14 protein-coding genes are annotated in these 16,894 nt (G+C 59.6%); 8 read left to right on the top strand and 6 right to left on the bottom strand.

Annotation, left to right across the window (positions count from 1 at the left end):
* The first annotated feature begins 1 nt into the window (after window position 1).
* From lpxA to thiE, 5 genes are all read left to right on the top strand, one after another.
* A complete protein-coding gene (gene lpxA, locus HUV30_RS00635) occupies window positions 2–787 on the top strand; it encodes an acyl-ACP--UDP-N-acetylglucosamine O-acyltransferase (RefSeq protein WP_174403473.1) in 786 nt (261 codons plus the stop codon).
* A 98-nt stretch (window positions 788–885) separates the two neighbouring features.
* Window positions 886–1,710 carry an LpxI family protein gene (locus HUV30_RS00630; protein ID WP_174403472.1) on the top strand — a complete coding sequence of 275 codons (825 nt, stop codon included), beginning with the start codon at window positions 886–888 and terminating at the stop codon, window positions 1,708–1,710.
* Window positions 1,711–1,800: 90 nt separating this feature from the next.
* A complete protein-coding gene (locus HUV30_RS00625; protein WP_174403471.1) occupies window positions 1,801–2,970 on the top strand; it encodes an aminotransferase-like domain-containing protein in 1,170 nt (389 codons plus the stop codon).
* Window positions 2,971–3,127: 157 nt separating this feature from the next.
* Window positions 3,128–3,964 (top strand): hydroxyethylthiazole kinase, encoded by an 837-nt coding sequence (thiM, locus tag HUV30_RS00620; protein ID WP_174403470.1) that lies wholly within the window; start codon window positions 3,128–3,130, stop codon window positions 3,962–3,964.
* On the top strand, window positions 3,961–4,590 hold the full coding sequence (thiE, locus tag HUV30_RS00615) for a thiamine phosphate synthase (RefSeq protein ID WP_174403469.1): 630 nt from the start codon (window positions 3,961–3,963) through the stop codon (window positions 4,588–4,590). Before thiM ends, thiE begins: the two co-directional genes overlap by 4 nt.
* Window positions 4,591–4,903: 313 nt before the next feature.
* Here the strand turns inward: thiE and HUV30_RS00610 are convergent, their stop codons facing one another.
* A complete protein-coding gene (locus HUV30_RS00610; RefSeq protein WP_174403468.1) occupies window positions 4,904–5,644 on the bottom strand; it encodes a ferredoxin reductase domain-containing protein in 741 nt (246 codons plus the stop codon).
* 121 nt (window positions 5,645–5,765) lie between these two features.
* A complete protein-coding gene (locus HUV30_RS00605; RefSeq protein ID WP_243452024.1) occupies window positions 5,766–7,484 on the bottom strand; it encodes a sigma-54 interaction domain-containing protein in 1,719 nt (572 codons plus the stop codon).
* 324 nt (window positions 7,485–7,808) lie between these two features.
* Between HUV30_RS00605 and HUV30_RS00600 the strand changes: the two genes are divergently transcribed.
* Window positions 7,809–8,888 (top strand): HDOD domain-containing protein, encoded by a 1,080-nt coding sequence (locus HUV30_RS00600; protein WP_174403467.1) that lies wholly within the window; start codon window positions 7,809–7,811, stop codon window positions 8,886–8,888.
* Here the strand turns inward: HUV30_RS00600 and HUV30_RS00595 are convergent.
* From HUV30_RS00595 to larB, 4 genes are read right to left on the bottom strand one after another with little or no spacing between them, the layout of a single operon-like run.
* Entirely contained in the window at window positions 8,885–9,988 is a 1,104-nt protein-coding gene (locus HUV30_RS00595; RefSeq protein ID WP_174403466.1) for a pyridoxal phosphate-dependent aminotransferase, read from the bottom strand. The genes HUV30_RS00600 and HUV30_RS00595 overlap by 4 nt on opposite strands.
* A gap of 20 nt (window positions 9,989–10,008) precedes the next feature.
* Complete coding sequence (locus tag HUV30_RS00590) at window positions 10,009–11,079, bottom strand: glycosyltransferase family 4 protein (RefSeq protein ID WP_174403465.1); 1,071 nt, start codon at window positions 11,077–11,079, stop codon at window positions 10,009–10,011.
* 5 nt (window positions 11,080–11,084) lie between these two features.
* Window positions 11,085–12,155, bottom strand: coding sequence for a glycosyltransferase (locus tag HUV30_RS00585; RefSeq protein ID WP_174403464.1), 1,071 nt, complete (start codon window positions 12,153–12,155; stop codon window positions 11,085–11,087).
* 3 nt (window positions 12,156–12,158) lie between these two features.
* Window positions 12,159–12,944, bottom strand: coding sequence for a nickel pincer cofactor biosynthesis protein LarB (larB, locus tag HUV30_RS00580; protein WP_243452023.1), 786 nt, complete (start codon window positions 12,942–12,944; stop codon window positions 12,159–12,161).
* A gap of 161 nt (window positions 12,945–13,105) precedes the next feature.
* Between larB and HUV30_RS00575 the strand changes: the two genes are divergently transcribed.
* Window positions 13,106–14,599 (top strand): sigma-54-dependent transcriptional regulator, encoded by a 1,494-nt coding sequence (locus HUV30_RS00575; RefSeq protein WP_174403463.1) that lies wholly within the window; start codon window positions 13,106–13,108, stop codon window positions 14,597–14,599.
* A gap of 358 nt (window positions 14,600–14,957) precedes the next feature.
* Window positions 14,958–16,889, top strand: coding sequence for an aconitate hydratase (locus HUV30_RS00570; protein ID WP_174403462.1), 1,932 nt, complete (start codon window positions 14,958–14,960; stop codon window positions 16,887–16,889).
* The last annotated feature ends 5 nt before the right edge of the window (window positions 16,890–16,894 follow it).

Here is a 16,894-nt window from a genome sequence, read left to right as displayed (position 1 = left end):
CATGGCCAGTCAGATTCACCCGAACGCCTTTGTTTCTCCCAAGGCCCAGATTGGCGAAGACGTTGTCATCGGCCCTTGTGCCGTTATCGAGGAAGACGTCATCATCGGTGACCGCTGCCGTATTGATGCCTTTGCCTCGGTAAAGCGTTTTACCCGCATGGGGTCCGGTAACCACATCCATTCATACGCCCTTGTGGGCGGCGAGCCGCAGGATCTCAAATTCGCCGGCGAAGAAAGCTGGCTGGAGATGGGCGACGATAACAATGTGCGCGAATTCGCCACGCTGCATCGCGGCACAGAAGGCGGGGGCGGTCTGACCAGGATCGGCGACGGCAACCTCTTCATGGCGTACACTCACGTGGCGCATGACTGCCAGCTGGGTAACGAGATTGTCATGTCCAACGGTGCGACCCTTGCGGGCCACGTTTCCGTGCAGGACAGGGCCATTCTCGCAGGGCTTTCGGCTGTGCACCAGTTCGTACGCATCGGCGCTTACGCCTTTGTGGGCGGCATGAGCGGCATCAGCCAGGATCTGCCCCCCTACATGCTCGCTGTGGGCAACCGCGCGGGTGTGCATGGCCCCAACCTTGTGGGGCTGCGCCGTCTGCAGGCTTCCCGCGAACTGATTGCGGCCCTGAAGGGTGCTTTCCGTCTCATCTGGCATTCGGATACCCCCCGCAAGGAAGCTCTGGAGCAGCTCGAATACGAATTCGGTACGTTCCCCGAGATTCTTGGCTTTGTGGAATTCATTCGCAGCAGCGAGCGAGGCATTCTACCCGCTGACTAGTTCAAAGGCCGCATTGTACCTTGTGTTTGACGGGGAGGGAGCGCGGCTTCCTCCCCATTTTTAATCGTAAGTCCCTTCTGAGTTTCGGAGCAGGCAGCATGACAAGAGAATCCATTGGTATCGTGGCCGGAAAAGGACAGTTCCCCGCACTGGTGGCGCGCGGAGCCCGCGAGGCAGGGCTTGGCGTTGTCATGTGTGGTTTTCACGGCCATACGGACCCTTCTCTTGAGCATGAGGCTGATACCTTTGCCATGCTGCACCTTGGCGCCCTGAACAAGCTTATCGAATTTTTCCGGGAGCACGGCGTGAGCCGTCTCTGTTTTGCCGGAGCCATCAGCAAGCCCAAGGCGCTTGATCTGCGTCCTGATTTTCGAGCTGCCAAGGTCCTTTTCAAGCTCCGCTCCAAGGGTGACGATGTGCTGCTGCGGGCCGTGATGGATGAACTGGAATCTGAAGGTCTGCGCATTGTGCAGGCGGCCGAGCTTGTTCCCGGCCTGCGTGGGCCCTCCGGGGTGCTTACCCGACGCCAGCCCACGGCAGAAGAGTGGGAAGACCTGCGCTACGGCTGGCCCATTGCCCAGACCATTGGCCGTATGGACATCGGGCAGTGCATCGTGGTCAAGCGTGGGATGGTGGTTGCCGTGGAAGGGCTGGAAGGCACAGATGCCCTGCTGCGGCGCGGCGCGGAACTGGGCGGTGAGGGATGTGTGGCCGTGAAGATCGTCAAGCCCGGACAGGACGAGCGCATAGACCTGCCTGCCCTCGGAACCGCGACCATGCGTACGCTGGTAGACGGCAAATATGCCTGCCTTGCCTTTCATGCAGGAAAAACATTGTTCTTTGACAGGGAAGAGGCGCTGAAGCTTGCTGATGCCCACTCCCTGAGCATTGTCGGACTTGATGAAGCCTTCGGCAACGAATAGGCTTTTTTTTGCCCGTGATAGGTGTGAGTGCTCATTGTCTTTGCGTGGTGTTGAACATTCTATTTCGATGCGAGAGCATAAGGAGTCGTTATGAAGACCGCAGATCGGATGCAGGGCGTCCACAGATCGTATATCCGGGAAATCCTCAAGGTTACCGCACGACCTGAGATTATTTCCTTTGCGGGCGGTCTACCACATCCGGACTCCTTTCCGGCTGACAGGGTGGCTGCCGCAGCAGCAAAGGTCTTCGCCGAGGAGGGGGCTTCCGCTCTGCAATACTCCACGACTGAAGGGTACGCGCCTCTGCGCAAATGGATTGCCGACCGCTATGCGCGGCAGGGGCTGACCGTTTCGCCCGACGACATTCTCATTACCACCGGCTCACAGCAGGCGCTGGATATGGCAGGGCGGGCGCTGCTCAACCGTGGTGACGCAGTGGCCATAGAACGGCCGGGCTACCTTGGTGCCATTCAATGTTTCTCCATGTACGGGGCGGATTTCAAGCCGGTAAACCTGCTGGCAACCGGTGTGGATACGGACATGCTGGATGACGTGCTGGAAAGAACCGGAGCAAAGGTCTTTTACGCTGTACCCAACTTCCAGAACCCATCGGGTATTTCCTATGATGCGTCCACCCGTCACAGGGTTGCCGAACTGATGGCCCGGCATGAGTGCATGCTCGTCGAAGACAACCCCTATGGTGAGCTGCGTTTCCTGGGTGAGGATGTTCCCCCTGTGCGGTGTCATATGCAGACCCCGTCCATCCTGTTGGGATCATTTTCCAAGATGGTGGCTCCGGGGATGCGCCTTGGCTGGATTTATGCGCCGGACGGTCTCATGGACAGCCTTGTCAGGGCAAAGCAGGCCAGCGACCTGCATACCGCTACGCTTACGCAGTCCATTCTGTACCGCTACCTTGTGGACAACGATGTGGATGCGCATATCGCTTCCATCCGCGACCGATATAAGCGGCATCGCGACATAATGGTTGCCTCCATCCGCGACCACTTCCCTGAAGAAGTTGCCACTACGGAACCGGAAGGGGGCATGTTCCTCTGGTGTACGCTGCCTGACAGTGTTTCCGCGGAGGAAGTGTTCAAGGAGGCCATTCGCAACAACGTGGCCTTCGTACCCGGCAAGCCGTTCTATGTGGATGGTACTGACAACACCTTCCGGCTCAACTTTTCCAATGCCAGCCCCGAGAAGATTGAAGAAGGCATTGCCCGTCTGGGCAAGTGTCTGCGCCACTGCCTCTCGTAAAGAGGAACTTGATACAACTGCAGGCTCCGGCATGGCGACATGCCGGAGCTTTTTTTCTCCTGTACGGGGTGAGGGCAGGCGGGATCTTGCAGTTGCCCGGCAAGCGGCATAGAATATGGGTTCCGATGCCGGATTCAATCGTAATTCAAGGTGATATATGGATTTCAATACAATATGGCAGCATGTCTGCATGGTCAGGAAGCAGGGACCGCTGGTACACAACATCACCAACTACGTGGTGATGAACAACACCGCTAACGCGCTGCTCAGTGCTGGTGCTTCCCCCATCATGGCGCATGCGCCGGAAGAGATGGAAGAACTGGTTGGCATAGTCAACGCGCTGGTGCTGAATATCGGTACACTGAGTACGCCGTGGATCAAGAGCATGCTCATGGCGGGAGACTGCGCCCGCAAGCGCGGCATTCCCGTGATTCTCGACCCTGTGGGGGCAGGGGCTTCCACCCTGCGCACTAATACGGCCATGCGCATCATGCAGACAGCATCACCGGCGGTGGTACGCGGTAACGGATCGGAGATTATGGCGCTTTGCGGTGCCGGCGGCGGCACAAAGGGTGTAGATTCCACCATGCAGGCAGCAGATGCCAGCGATGCCGCGGCCCAGCTTGCCCGTCAGTACGGCTGCGTTGTGGCTGTTACCGGTGAGGAAGATATTGTGATGAACGGTACCTGTTCCGTCCGCATAAAGGGCGGCAGCCCCCTGATGGGCCGCGTAACAGGCATGGGCTGCACAGCCACCGCTCTGATAGGCGCGTATGCCGCAGTTGCGGAATCATCGTTTGCCGGAACCGTGAGTGCTCTTGCCGTTATGGCTACGGCCGGTGGCATGGCTGCGGAAAAGGCAGCCGGACCAGGCAGCTTCCAGATGCATTTTTATGACGCGCTCTATGTCATGACCAGAGAAGACATAGAAGCGCAGGTGGAACTTGCCGTAACCGGCTGCCCTGAATGCGGGAACGAGGGAGCCGGACAATGAGACAGCTTATAGACTATTCGCTGTATCTGGTGACGGACAGGGACCTTTGCGGTGGCACCGGCGTTGTGGAGACTGTTCTGCAGGCTGTTGCCGGAGGCGTGCGTGTTGTCCAGCTGCGTGAAAAGACGTTGGATACCAGACGGTTCATCGAGACCGCCACGCAGCTCAGAAAGGAACTTGCCCCCCTTGGCGTGCCCCTGCTCATCAATGACAGAGTTGACGTGGCGCTGGCATCCGGTGCGGACGGCGTGCATATAGGGCAGTCGGACATGCCCTACGAGCAGGCCCGCGCCATTCTCGGTCCCAAGGCCATCATCGGGCTTTCCGTTGAAACGCAGGAACAGGTGACTGAAGCCAAGCGCCTTGATGTGGATTATCTCGGCATAAGCCCCGTATTTGCCACGACCACCAAGAAGGATGCGGCCCCCCCGTGGGGGCTGGAGGGCGTTCGGCGCATCCGCCTTGTCACCAATCATATTCTGGTCGGCATAGGCGGCATAGGGGCAGACAACGCGGCTGATGTGCTCATGGCCGGTGCTGACGGTGTGGCCGTTGTTTCCGCCATTTGCGGAACCGCCTCGCCACGGGCTGCGGCAGAAGCGCTGTGCAGGGCCATACAGCGCTGATTGGGTGGTCTTGCTGGTATCGGGGGGGGCGACGGTATGATGTTGCCAGCCGTTGGGCCTGTATTCAGCTGAACATTCGAAATAGTTAGCCCGACGTTTAATCAGACAGTTAACCGGACATTTGGCCGGACGTTCGGCGGGACTGTACCGGTCCAAGCGTCAGGCCATAGAGAACCGCATGGCTGAACACTGCCGGATCAGCCGGACAGATTGAATTTGAGAATGCCCGATAAAAAGCACCCCGCTTCACACTGTGAGGCGGGGTGCCGGTATTACGGGGGCAGGGCAAGAGCGGGCCGGAGGCAGGTTGTGATCAGGCACCGTTGTAGACAAAGGCTTCCTTTTCCACCGCATCGGGGGCAATGCCGTAGGCGGTCAGCTCGTCCAGAACCGTCTGCTGCATGGCAGAAGGCCCGCAGAGATAGAAAGAGGCCGTGGTGGAGTGGATGTGCCTTGCCAGCGTATCGCGCGAAAAATGCCCCTTTTCGAAACGGATATGGGGCTTGTCATCCTCATAATACATATTAGGGTTTGTTTCCCTGCTGAGCACATGGATGACGGTCAGATTGATATGCGTGGCAATTTCTTCAAGCTCTGATGCCGCAAAGGCATCGGCAAAGGTCTTGTTGCACCAGAAGAGGGTGCAGGTGTTCTTTGCGCCCGTTTTTCTGAAATGGCGCAGAACGGAAAGGAAGGGGGTTATGCCCACTCCGCCTGCCACCATGACCACCTCTTCACGGTAGGCAATGTCCTTGCAGAAGGCGCCGAACGGACCCGCACACTGTATCTTGGATGCCCCGGTGAGCGAGGGGATGAGCTCGGACGTGAAGTGGCCGTTGCCTTTTATGGTCATTTGCAGCTTTTCGCCGGGAGCACCGGAGATGGTGAAGGGGTGCGGTCGCGACCATTCGCCGTTCTCCATGATGCGGATGGTGGCAAACTGGCCGGGGCTGAAGCTGGAGAACCGCTCGTCTTCCACATCCAGGACGACCGTGGTGGTCGTTTCATTTTCTTTGATCGTCTTGAGAATTTTGGCTGGTTTGCCTGTGCTCATGGTGCCTCCGCTGTGTGGGACGTTTTTCCGACTATGCAGACATTGTACCCGTTTGCGGGGGCTTGTCCAGTCGGGTGGAGCGGTTCTGCCACGTTGTCTGTGCCGGAATGCCGCGCTGTAATCATGCTGCCGGTTTCTTCAGCCCGTATTTTTTGATGCGGGATTGCAAGGTGGTGGGCTTTATGCCCAGCAGCTCTGCGGCTCCGCCTTCGCCCTGCACACGCCAGCCGCAGGCCTCAAGGGCGCGTACGGTGTTTTCGCGGTGCAGTTCTTCCATTTGCATTTCGGTGTAGAGCGGACCATCCGGTGTGTATGCCGGAGTCGCTGCATGCAGATGGGGAGTGCCCGACAGATGGGGTGTTCCCGAGGGGGGGGTGCCTATGCGGTGGGCGCCGAGACGGTTGAATTCCAGCCCGCCGTTGTGGGACATGATGACCGCGCGTTCGATCTCGTTTTGCAGTTCCCGCACGTTGCCGGGCCAATCATAGGCCTGCAGCTGTTGAATGTGGCGATAGTGGAGCTTTGGTTCGGTTACGCCGAGCCGACGGGCCGCGTTGCTGACGAAATGATGCGCAAGCACGGGTATGTCTTCAAGCCGCTCGCGCAACGGCGGGTTGTGCAGGGGAAAGACGGAAAGGCGGAAGTAGAGGTCCTGCCGGAACAGGCCAGCCTCAACATCCGCTGCAAGGTCGCGGTTTGTGGCAGCCACGATGCGCACATCCACCTTGCGGGGGCGGTCGTCGCCTATGGGCTCGAAGGTGCCTTCCTGCAATACGCGCAGCAGCTTGCCCTGCAGTTCAAGCGGGATTTCCCCCACTTCGTCGAGGAAGAGCGTGCCGCCGTCGGCCATGAGAAAACGCCCTGTCCTGTCGCGCACGGCACCGGTGAAGGAGCCTTTGATGTGGCCGAAGAATTCGCTCTCAAACAGTTCATGCGGCACTGCCGAGCAGTTTACCCGCACAAGCGGCCCCATGCGGCGGTGCGAGCGTTTGTGTATGGCTTCTGCCAGCAGTTCCTTGCCCGTGCCGGATTCGCCGAGAATGAGCACCGTGGCATCGGTGGGCGCAACCACCTCTATCTGCTCCATGACCTTGTGCAGGGCCGGAGCGTTGCCAACGATATGGTCGTCTGCATGGGCTGTGCGCACCGCCCGGCGCAGGTGTTCGTTTTCCAGCTCAAGTTCGCGGCGCAGGGTCTGAATCTCGTCGAATGCGGCGGCGTTTGCCACGGCCGCAGCCAGCGAGTCGGCATAAATTTTGTGCATCTTGCGGTGCATGAGCAGCATGTCGGCCAGCTCGTCCACCATGGGACGGTCGTAGAACACCGCCATGACACCGAGCAGCTCGTCCTTGTGCATGATGGGAAAAGCGGAATAGGCGTGGTAGCCGTATTCCACGGCCCAGTCCGGTCTGTCCCACTGATCGCCGGAGGCGGCATAGCTTGGCTCGCCCTTGGTGCAGGGGCCGAGCAGCGGGTCAGAAAAGGGAACAAGGTCGTAGGTGCCTTCCTTGTGCCGCCATATGGCCGGACGCGGCTTGCCTGCGCCTGAAAAGGCCATGAGCCTGAGCTTGCGGTCAGCACCCGGTGCGCTGTAATCGGAGGTGCCGGTAATGCGCAGCGAGGCCACAATCCACAGTCCGCCGAAGATAACGTGTCGGCCGCGGTAGGTACGCTTGGTTACGCGCAGAATGCCTTCAATGGTCCGCTCACGGGCAATGCCCAGCATGAGGTCAAGAAACGGGCTCACATCAACGCTGTGCAGCGTGGGAATGAGTTGCGGGTCTTGATCATCCGGTATCCGGCTGGCAGATGGGGAGGGTGTTCTGTCTTTCATGGACATGTGGGCTCCAGTTACGAAAAGTCGTTACGAAAAATCGTCATATACGAAAAATCGTAACGAGTCTATACAAGCCATCCTGCGGAAACCCGCAAGGCATGCGGCTTTTTAAATATGCTCTCTTGGCACGGTATCTGCTATACACAAACATAATTCAAAGGATTTAAGTCCGTGTGGTCCCTCGCTTCGCGGACATTGATTCAGTCGCTTCATTTGGCAAGCCCCCTGAGATCCCCTCTCAGGGGGCTTGTCCGTTTCGGGGAGAAGTGTTGCACTCATTTCTCCGTTGGTCTAGGCTTGAAAGAAAACCGACCACGGGGTGGACTGATGGCGACTGCGAGCAACGAGGAAGTGGAAAGCAGGATAGAAGGCATTCTCGACAGGCGGTTCCGCTTTGCCGGGAAAAGCTCCCTGTGCAGCTGGTTGCGCGGGGAGGCCAGAATACGTCTGCATACCGTTGCGGCTCAGAGGGGCGTTCTCGTTCTCGACCGGTTTGTTCCAGAGCCGCTGGCCAATGCCCAGCGGTCCGGCCGGCCATACCCTGCGGAATCAGTGCGGAGTGGCAGCAGGGATACCGTGGAAGAGGTCATCCAGCAGGCAAAGCTGCCATCGCTGCCGCAAGTTTTTCATGAACTGCAGGGACTCATGGACCGCGACGATGTGACCGTGCAGGATCTTGGGCAGGTCATCAGTCTTGATCCCCATATGACCACCTCCATCCTCAAGCTGGTGAACAGCGCCCTTTTCGGCTTCAGATCTTCCATCGATACAGTCTCCCGCGCCATTGCCGTGCTCGGTCTGCGGCAGATATCCACGCTTGCCCTTGGCACGCTCATGCTCGGGTTGTTCCGTGAACGCCCGAACACCTATCTGGCCATGGATAAATTCTGGGAACACTCCATAGCTGTGGGCATGACCGCGCAGGAACTGGCTCGGCTGAACGGCCGCGAAGGGCTTGAGCGCTACTTTGTGGCCGGTCTGGTGCACGATGTGGGCTGGCTTGCCCTCACTTCGTCAAACGGGGAACTGGCTTTTGAGGTTATGCGTGCCGCGGAAGGTTGGAAGTGCCCGCTGATTGAGGCGGAAGGCAAGACGCTCGGTATGACGCATGCGGAGATCGGGGCAAAAATGTTCGAAGGCTGGTCTCTGCCTGCCAATCTGGTTGCCGCCGTGCGATACCATCATGACCCTTCCATGTCTGCGGAGTATGACGAGCCTATCTACGTGCATCTTGCCGATACCATAGTAAAGGCCATGGGCTATGCCGCGACAGATGACTGCCGCGTTTCCCCGGTGGATATATCTGCGTGGGATGCTCTTGAGCTGAAGCCGGAAGCACTGGATAAGGTCATCGACAAGCTGGATAAGGAACTGGCCACCCTGTGCAAGGTGTTGCTGCTGGGCTAGACGAGCTTTTGCAGTGCCTGCGTAAGCCGCAGCCATGCGCTTTTTTCCCGCACCTGCATACGCAGATACCCCTGCGGCATACCCGGAATATTATCGCAGACCCGCACAAGAATGCCCTGCGCAAGCAATGCGCCATAGACCCGCTGCGCCTCTTCGGGCTTTCGTAAACCCGCAGTGACGTAGTTCACCCCGGCGAATATCCTGTCATTCATGAAGCACCCTGTTTGCTGCAGGGCATTTATGAAGCCGGTGCGCAGTTCGCGCATCATGTCCAGCCGTTCCCTGTATGCGCCCATGTTTGCCATGAACGCAATGCCCGCCTGCTCGGCAAAGGCCGAGACAGTCCAGGGCGTTTTACCTTTTGCAAGACGCTCGGTGAGGTCAGGCGAGGCCACGGAATAACCGAGTCGCACGCCGGTGCAGTAGAAAAACTTGGTGAAGCTCTGCACCGTCATTACCTCCACCCCCTCGCGCATCATGTCCGCATAGACCGCCAGGCGGTTTGCATCGTATTCGGGCAGTCCCCACAGAAATTCGCTGTAGGTGTTATCCACGAGCACGGTTGCAGCCTGCGTGGCGTGCAGAATGTCCGTCATGTTTGCATAGGTCACACAGGCAGGGTTGTTGGGTGAGCAGATGATGGCAAGGTCCGCCTGGGTGCGGCGCAGTGTATCCAGTTCCAGTTCCGTGCAGGCAAAGCCGTTTGCCGCGCTGCAGGGGATAAGGGTGTATGGCACGTTGAATGCCTCGCAGGCCCGCACATATTCCGAGAAGATGGGGGAGAGCAGTACCACATGCTGAGGGCGGAGCTGCTGGATGGCAAGAAAGATGTTTTCGGATGAGCCGTTGCCCACAAGAATGGAATCGGGAGACACCTGCTCGTGTTCGGCCAGCACCTCGCGCAGGGCGGAGCACCATGTGTCCGGATAGTGGCGGTAGGGATAGCTGATGCGGCCGAGAATGCCGGATGTCAGATCATCACACAGAGAATTGGCGTTGCTGGAAAAGTCGAGAATGGCATCCGGCGTAACGCCCAGAGTGCGTGCAAGGCGGTATACCTCACCCCCGTGTGTTCCCTGTGTGTGCTGTGTTGCTGTCATGCTATCCGTGCTCCGCCGTATCAGTCCGTTACAAGGCCACGGGCGGAAAGCAGGTTGCGGTAAATGGCCTCCATCCGTTCTGCGCGGTTGCCTATGGAATACTGCGGCGCAAGGGCGCGGCTGTTGGCGGCAAAGGCTTCGCGCCGTGCTGAATCCGTGCGCATGATCTTCAGGGCTTCTGCCATGGCCTCGGGGTTGTCTGCGGGTACGGATATGCCGGTGTCGGCAAGCAGTTCCTTCACGCCGCCTACGTCCGTTGCCACGGAAGGCAGCCCCATGCGTATGGCTTCCAGCAGGGTGTTGGGCATGGATTCCGAGCGCGAAGGCAGGATGAAGGCATCCAGACAGTTCAGGTGGTCTGCCACGTTTTCCGTATGCCCCACAAGGCGCACCCGCTCGCTGATGCCCAGTTCTTTGGCCAGGGAACCGTAGACATCGGCTCCGACGCCAACGGCCACCAGTGTGGTTTCCTGCATGTCGGCAAGGGCAAAGGCGCGCAGCATGACATCCGCTCCCTTGACGGGGTTGTTGCCCGCCACGGTGCCGAAGACAAAATGGGTTTCGGGAATGCCCAGCGCCGCCCGCATGACCTGTGCGGGAGTGTCCGGGGTGGTGCGGTCGTCCGGTATGCCGTTGTAGACCACATGCAGGCGTTTCTTGCCCACGCCGAAGCGGGCAAGCACCACGGCGCACGCCTTGGAATTCACGGCAAAGGCTCCTATGCCGGGAGACCAGTATGGCAGCGGGTTGCCGGGCTTGTAGACAACGCCCCGGTGGGCCACGCAGACCACGCCGCGCGAACGCCAGCGCAGGCCCCACCATGCAGCCTTTTTAACGGCCTTGTTGTGGAATGCGTGAAAAACGGCGGGGGCTCCTTCGGGAAAAGCGGCCTCAATGGCGGTGCGCCACTGCTTGGGATTGTCGGGCAGGTCGGCCCATGTCATTTCCGGCGCCAGCGTGCGCAGGGTGGAGTGGGCCGGAGTGAAGAAGGTGAGCGAATGGCCTCGGCGTACGAATTCCTGCGCAAGATACAGAGCCTGCCGCGAACCGCCGCTCTTGGTGCTGGATGAAGTGCAGAATATGATGTGCATGTAACTTAGCGTTTTCCTGTGATATCCATGAAAAAGGCTTCCAGCTTGCGGGCCTGCGTTTCCAGCGAGAAGGCGTGAACACACTGGTTCCACGCTTCGTGCTTCAGGTGCAGCAGGGATTCCGGCCGGGCCGTGAGCAGGGTGCCGAGCGCGGCGTGGAAGCGGTCGTCGCTGCCGGTGCCGGGTTCGACAAGAAATTCGTTCATGCTGTCCGGCCACACTTCGGCCACGCCGCCCACGTTGCGTGCAACGGGGATGCAGCCGACAGCCATGGCTTCCAGCAGGGTGTTGGGCAACCCTTCGCTCAGCGAGGGCAGGGCAAAAATATCGGCCTGTCTGAGAATGGCTCCCACGTTCTGTGTCCAGCCATGCCATGTGATTCTGTCTTGCAGCTGCAGTTCCTGCGCCAGCGCGTGCAGGGCGGGTTCTTCGTTGCCTGTTCCGGCCACATGCCAGTGAAAGTCGTGTCCTTCATCCCGCAGGCGGGCAAGAACGCCCATGAGTTCGCGGTGGCCCTTGTCTTTGTTGAGCTGGCTGGTGGTGGCTATCTGCAGGGGCGAGTTGAGGTGCTCCGGTGCTTTGTCGGCAGGCACCTTGGCGGAGTGGATAACGGTTGTATCTGCTGCATCAATGCAGGGCAGGTGGGCCAGCAGGCCGTCGCGGTTGAAGCGGCACGGGCACAGGTAGTGCGGGCGCAGCCAGTTGTGCAGTGCGCGCACCTTCCAGACGTTTTTCATGTCTTCGGGCAGGCCCACGCGCTGCACCAGCGGAATGCCGCACAGCTTGGCCGCAATGCCGGCTGTGCGCAGGTCGCGGCCCACGTTCACGAGTGCACAGTCTATGCGTTCTTCGCGGAAAAAGCGCATGAAGCGGGCTATGGCAAAGGGGTTGTAGTCAGGTCCGAAATCAACGGCACGGGCATCCAGTCCGAGTCCGAGCGCCCGCTCTATGAACGCGCCTTCCCTGCCGAGCACGATGACCGTGTGGCCGAGCCGTTGCAAGGCGGCGGCGAATTCGAGGGTCCATGTCTTGACGCCCCCCCATTTGCGGGTGGCATTGAAAAAAGCGAGACGCATGCACTACTCGTGTCGGAATGTGTTCAGAATCTTGGCGGCAAAGACAGCCGCGCCGTATCCGTTATCTATGTTCACCACGCTTATGCCTGCTGCGCAGGAGTTGAGCATGGCAAAGAGCGGCGTTATGCCGCCTGCACCCGCACCGTATCCCACCGAGGTGGGCACCCCGATGACGGGGCAGCCGCACAAGCCGGCTATCACGCTGGGGAGTGCGCCCTCCATTCCCGCCACCACGATGAGCAGTTTGGCCTTGTGCAGCGCGGCGAGATGGGGAGTGATGCGATGAAGCCCCGCCACGCCTACGTCAGGCACCAGTCCTGCGTCAAGTCCGTAAAAGCGTGCAGTACCCAGCGCCTCCAGCGCCACGCCCATGTCGGCGGCACCTGCTGTGACTACGAGTACATCTCCGTTTGCGGTGTATGGCGGAGTAAGGGAGAGGTCGCGGCCGATGCAGAAAAGACCTGCGTCGGCATGCAGTGTGCCATGCGGAAAATGATGTTGCAGCAATGCGCCTTGCGCGGCGGATACCCGTGTGGCCAGAACAGGGGTTTGCTGCCCTGAAAGGCGTTCAACCGCCGTGATCAGCCTGTCGTCGCTTTTGCCGAGCGCGAGAACCGCCTCGCCCAGACCGGTGCGCATGGCTCTGTGAAGGTCAACATGCACGCCGTTCAGTGCCGCTTCGCTGGGAGCGGTTTTCAGGCGCAGGGCGGCTTCTTCCGGCGACAGGGTGCCTTCGGCCACGGCGTTGAGCGTTGAGTGCAGCAGGGCTGCCATATCGTGATCGTGCATGAATCCCTCGGGGCGCGGAGCCGGGTTTTCCGTGAATTATGCCGGAGGCTACGGGAGCGGCAGGGGGAGGTCAATAGCATGTTTTGCCAAACCTATCATTTTATGACATTGTTCATCGCTAATTATTGCGATTATGACCGCATGAGGTTATCAAGGAAGGCATGTCACCGAGACGTATACTTTTTCTTGCTCCGGCAGCATCTGTCACGCACATCTTTCCCCGACTCAAGGACGCAGGGTACGAGGTGGGCCTTGCGGAGAATCTGAAGGGAGCCTCCGCGTTCATCCGCAAGTCCGGACCGAGCGTCATCTTCTCACGTCCGCAGCTTCCCGGCTACAAGGTCGATGATCTGCTGGCGGTGAGTCAGGATGATGCCTCGTTCCCGCCCGTGATCGTGTTCAGCGACAAGGGCTCCGTGGAAGAAGCCGAGCGTCTGCTCAACATGGGTGCGCAGGATTACTGGCTGGAACCGCTCATCTACGACAAGGTTATTGCCGCTGTTCCCGCCGGCCGCAAGTCTATTCCGGCACCTGCCGTCACGACGCTTGGCGGGCGCAAACCCCAGATGCCCGAGACCGGAAAAGGCCCGAATATCATCGGCAGCAACCCGGTCATGCGCAGGGTTCTGGCCCTTGCCAAACAGGTGGCTCCCTCGCGGGCGACGGTGCTCATTTCCGGCGAATCCGGCACCGGCAAGGAAATGTTCTCCAAATTTTTGCATGTCCACAGCGACAGGGGCAACGGCCCCTTTGTTGCCGTGAACTGCGCGGCATTGCCGGAACATCTGCTGGAAAGCGAACTGTTCGGGCATGAAAAGGGCGCATTTACCGGAGCCATAAACCGCAAGCTCGGCAAGTTCGAACTGGCCAGCGGCGGGACCATTCTGCTGGACGAAATTTCTGAAATGGACCTTGGGCTGCAGGCCAAACTGCTGCGTGTGCTGCAGGAAAGCGAACTTGATCGCGTGGGCGGCACCGAAACGGTCAAGGTTGACGTGCGCGTTCTTGCCACGACCAACCGCAATCTCGAAGACTGGGTCAAGGAAGGCAAGTTCCGGCAGGATTTGTACTTCCGCCTTAACGTCATTCCCCTGCGTCTGCCCGCCCTGCGGGAACGGGGAGAAGATGTGCTGGCTCTGGCCCGTTTATTTGTGGATATGTACGTTCGCGAATACGGGCTTGCCCACCTTGAATTTTCGCAGGAAGCGCTCGACTGGCTGGTGTCCTATGACTGGCCCGGTAACGTGCGTGAATTGCAGAACCTGATGGAACGTGCCACGTTGCTGGCAGGACGCGGCCCCATCAGCAAGAATCATTTTCTCCTTGATCCGGATAGCTGGCCCCTGTTCGGCGAGGATGAGGATCAGGATGCGGAGTCTGCCGCATCCGGCGGGATGGCGGATTCCGCCGGTCCGGTTGCCTCCGGCGCCGGAATGCAGACTGCCTCCGGCACATCGGTGCCGGGCGGCGACGGAAGCGCGCTGTTTGCGCAGGGGGTTATCCCCCTGCATGAAATGGAACGCATAATGATTCTCAAAGGATTGGAGCAGACCTCCGGCAACCGTACACAGGCTGCGGAGATGCTCGGCATATCCGTTCGTACGCTGCGAAACAAGTTGAACGAGTATCGCGGCGAAGGGCTGGACATACCTTAAGGGTCCACCCCGATATCGGGAAAAAGGTTAGGCCCTGCGCCTGAATGTGTGAGCATGGCTGACGGCATGAACTCCGCCGTTTCGGAGCATGTGCATTGAATCGACCGTCAGCGGTGGGCGTATGGGGGATGACGGCCTGATATAATCAGGCCGGATGCGGCGGTATTGTTCGTCATTGCGGCAGCGACGCCTTGAGCGGCTGTGTGCGATGGAACCGGCCTCCGCATAGGGTGCGGACCTGCCGCAAGGCTGGCCGCAGCTTCATGTCGGGACCCGTGCGCGGTTCGGCATATGCGTTCCGGCTAAAACGGAACGGGTGAAGCCGTCTGCGAAACAGACGAATGCTAGGAAGAAGACTATGTCCATGAATGTTACGCAAAAGATCATTGCGGCCCATCTTGTCTCCGGTGAAATGGTTGCCGGGGGCGAAATCGGCCTGCGCATAGACCAGACCCTGACGCAGGACGCAACCGGTACCATGGCGTACCTCCAGTTCGAAGCCATGGGTGTGGACCGTGTGCGTACCGACCTGTCCGTGAGCTATGTGGACCACAACACCCTGCAGATGGGCTTCCGCAACTCGGACGACCATCGCTTCCTGCGCACTGTGGCGCAGAAGTACGGCGTGGTGTTCTCTCCTCCCGGAACCGGTATCTGTCATCAGCTGCATCTGGAAAATTTCGCCAAGCCCGGCGCAACGCTGGTCGGTTCTGACAGCCACACGCCCACTGCGGGTGGCATAGGTTCCCTTGCCATGGGCGCGGGCGGTCTTTCCGTGGCGCTTGCTATGGCCGGTGAGCCCTACTTCATTGCCATGCCCAAGGTCATCAAGGTGCAGCTTGAAGGCAAGCTGACCGGCTGGGCCTCTGCCAAGGACGTGATTCTGCATCTGCTCGGCCTGTTGACTGTAAAGGGCGGCGTGGGCAAGGTGTTTGAATATGCCGGTCCCGGCGTTGCCACCCTGTCCGTGCCCGAACGTGCGGTCATCACCAACATGGGTGCGGAACTCGGTGCCACCACTTCTCTGTTCCCCAGCGACGACAAGACCCGTCAGTTCCTCGCAGCCATGGGCCGCGAGGCAGACTGGAAGGAACTTGTGGCCGATGCGGGCGCAGCGTACGACGATGTCATCGTCATAGACCTTTCCAAGCTGGAACCCCTTGCCGCCCAGCCGCACATGCCCGACCGCGTGGTTTCCGTGCGTGAACTGGCAGGCAAGAAGGTGGATCAGGTTGCCATCGGCTCCTGCACCAACTCCTCCTATGCGGACATGAAGTCCGTTGCGGGCCTGTTCGGCGCAGCCAAGGTCTGCCCGGAAACCGATACCCTGATCAGCCCCGGCTCCAAGCAGGTGCTGAAGATGCTGGCCCGCGAAGGTCTGGTGGAGCCGCTGCTCGACGCAGGCGCGCGTCTGCTGGAATGTTCCTGTGGTCCCTGCATCGGCATGGGCGGTTCTCCCGTTTCCGCAGGTGTTTCCGTGCGTACCTTCAACCGCAACTTTGAAGGGCGTTCCGGCACCAAGGACGCGGACGTGTATCTTGTGAGCCCGCTTACCGCAGCCATGGTTGCCATCCGCGGCGAGTTCACCGACCCCGCCACATGGGGCGAGGCACCCGCAGTGCCCGAACTGCCTGCTGACGTGCCTTCCATCCGCGATCTGTTTATCTTCCCGCCTGCCGACGGCTCCGGCGTGGAAGTACTGCGCGGACCCAATATCGTGCCGCTGGAGAAGTTCGACGGTTTCGGCGACAGCGTGACCGCTCAGGTACTGCTGAAGGCCGGTGACGACATCACCACCGACCACATTATGCCCGCAGGTGCCCAGATCACCGCGCTGCGCTCCAACGTGCCCGCCATCAGCGAGCATGTGTTCAGCCGCGTGGATGAAGGGTTCGTGGCACGCGCCAAGGCCTGCGACAACGGAATTATCGTGGCCGGTGAAAACTACGGTCAGGGTTCTTCCCGCGAGCATGCTGCGCTGGCTCCCCGTCATCTCGGTGTGCGTGCTGTCATCGCCAAGTCGCTTGCCCGCATTCACCGCGCCAACCTCGTGAACTTCGGCATTCTGCCCCTCATTCTTGAGGACAAGGCGGACTATGACCGTTTTGCGCTGGGCGGCAAGGTGACCGTGCCTGTGGCAGCCGTGACTGCCGGTGGCTCTGTGGAAATCACCTTGGAAGGCGCTGGCAGCGTGGCTGTGAAGAATGATTTGACGCAGAAGGAATTGGACATTATTCGGGCAGGCGGACTTCTGAACTACGTCCGTCTCTCAAAAACAGGCGCAGCTTAACGGTA

It is taken from the genome of Desulfovibrio subterraneus (assembly GCF_013340285.1).
In the GTDB taxonomy this organism is placed as follows: domain Bacteria; phylum Desulfobacterota; class Desulfovibrionia; order Desulfovibrionales; family Desulfovibrionaceae; genus Halodesulfovibrio; species Halodesulfovibrio subterraneus.
Note: the sequence above shows the minus strand (reverse complement) of the source record. Positions and strands in the feature narration are given on the sequence as shown.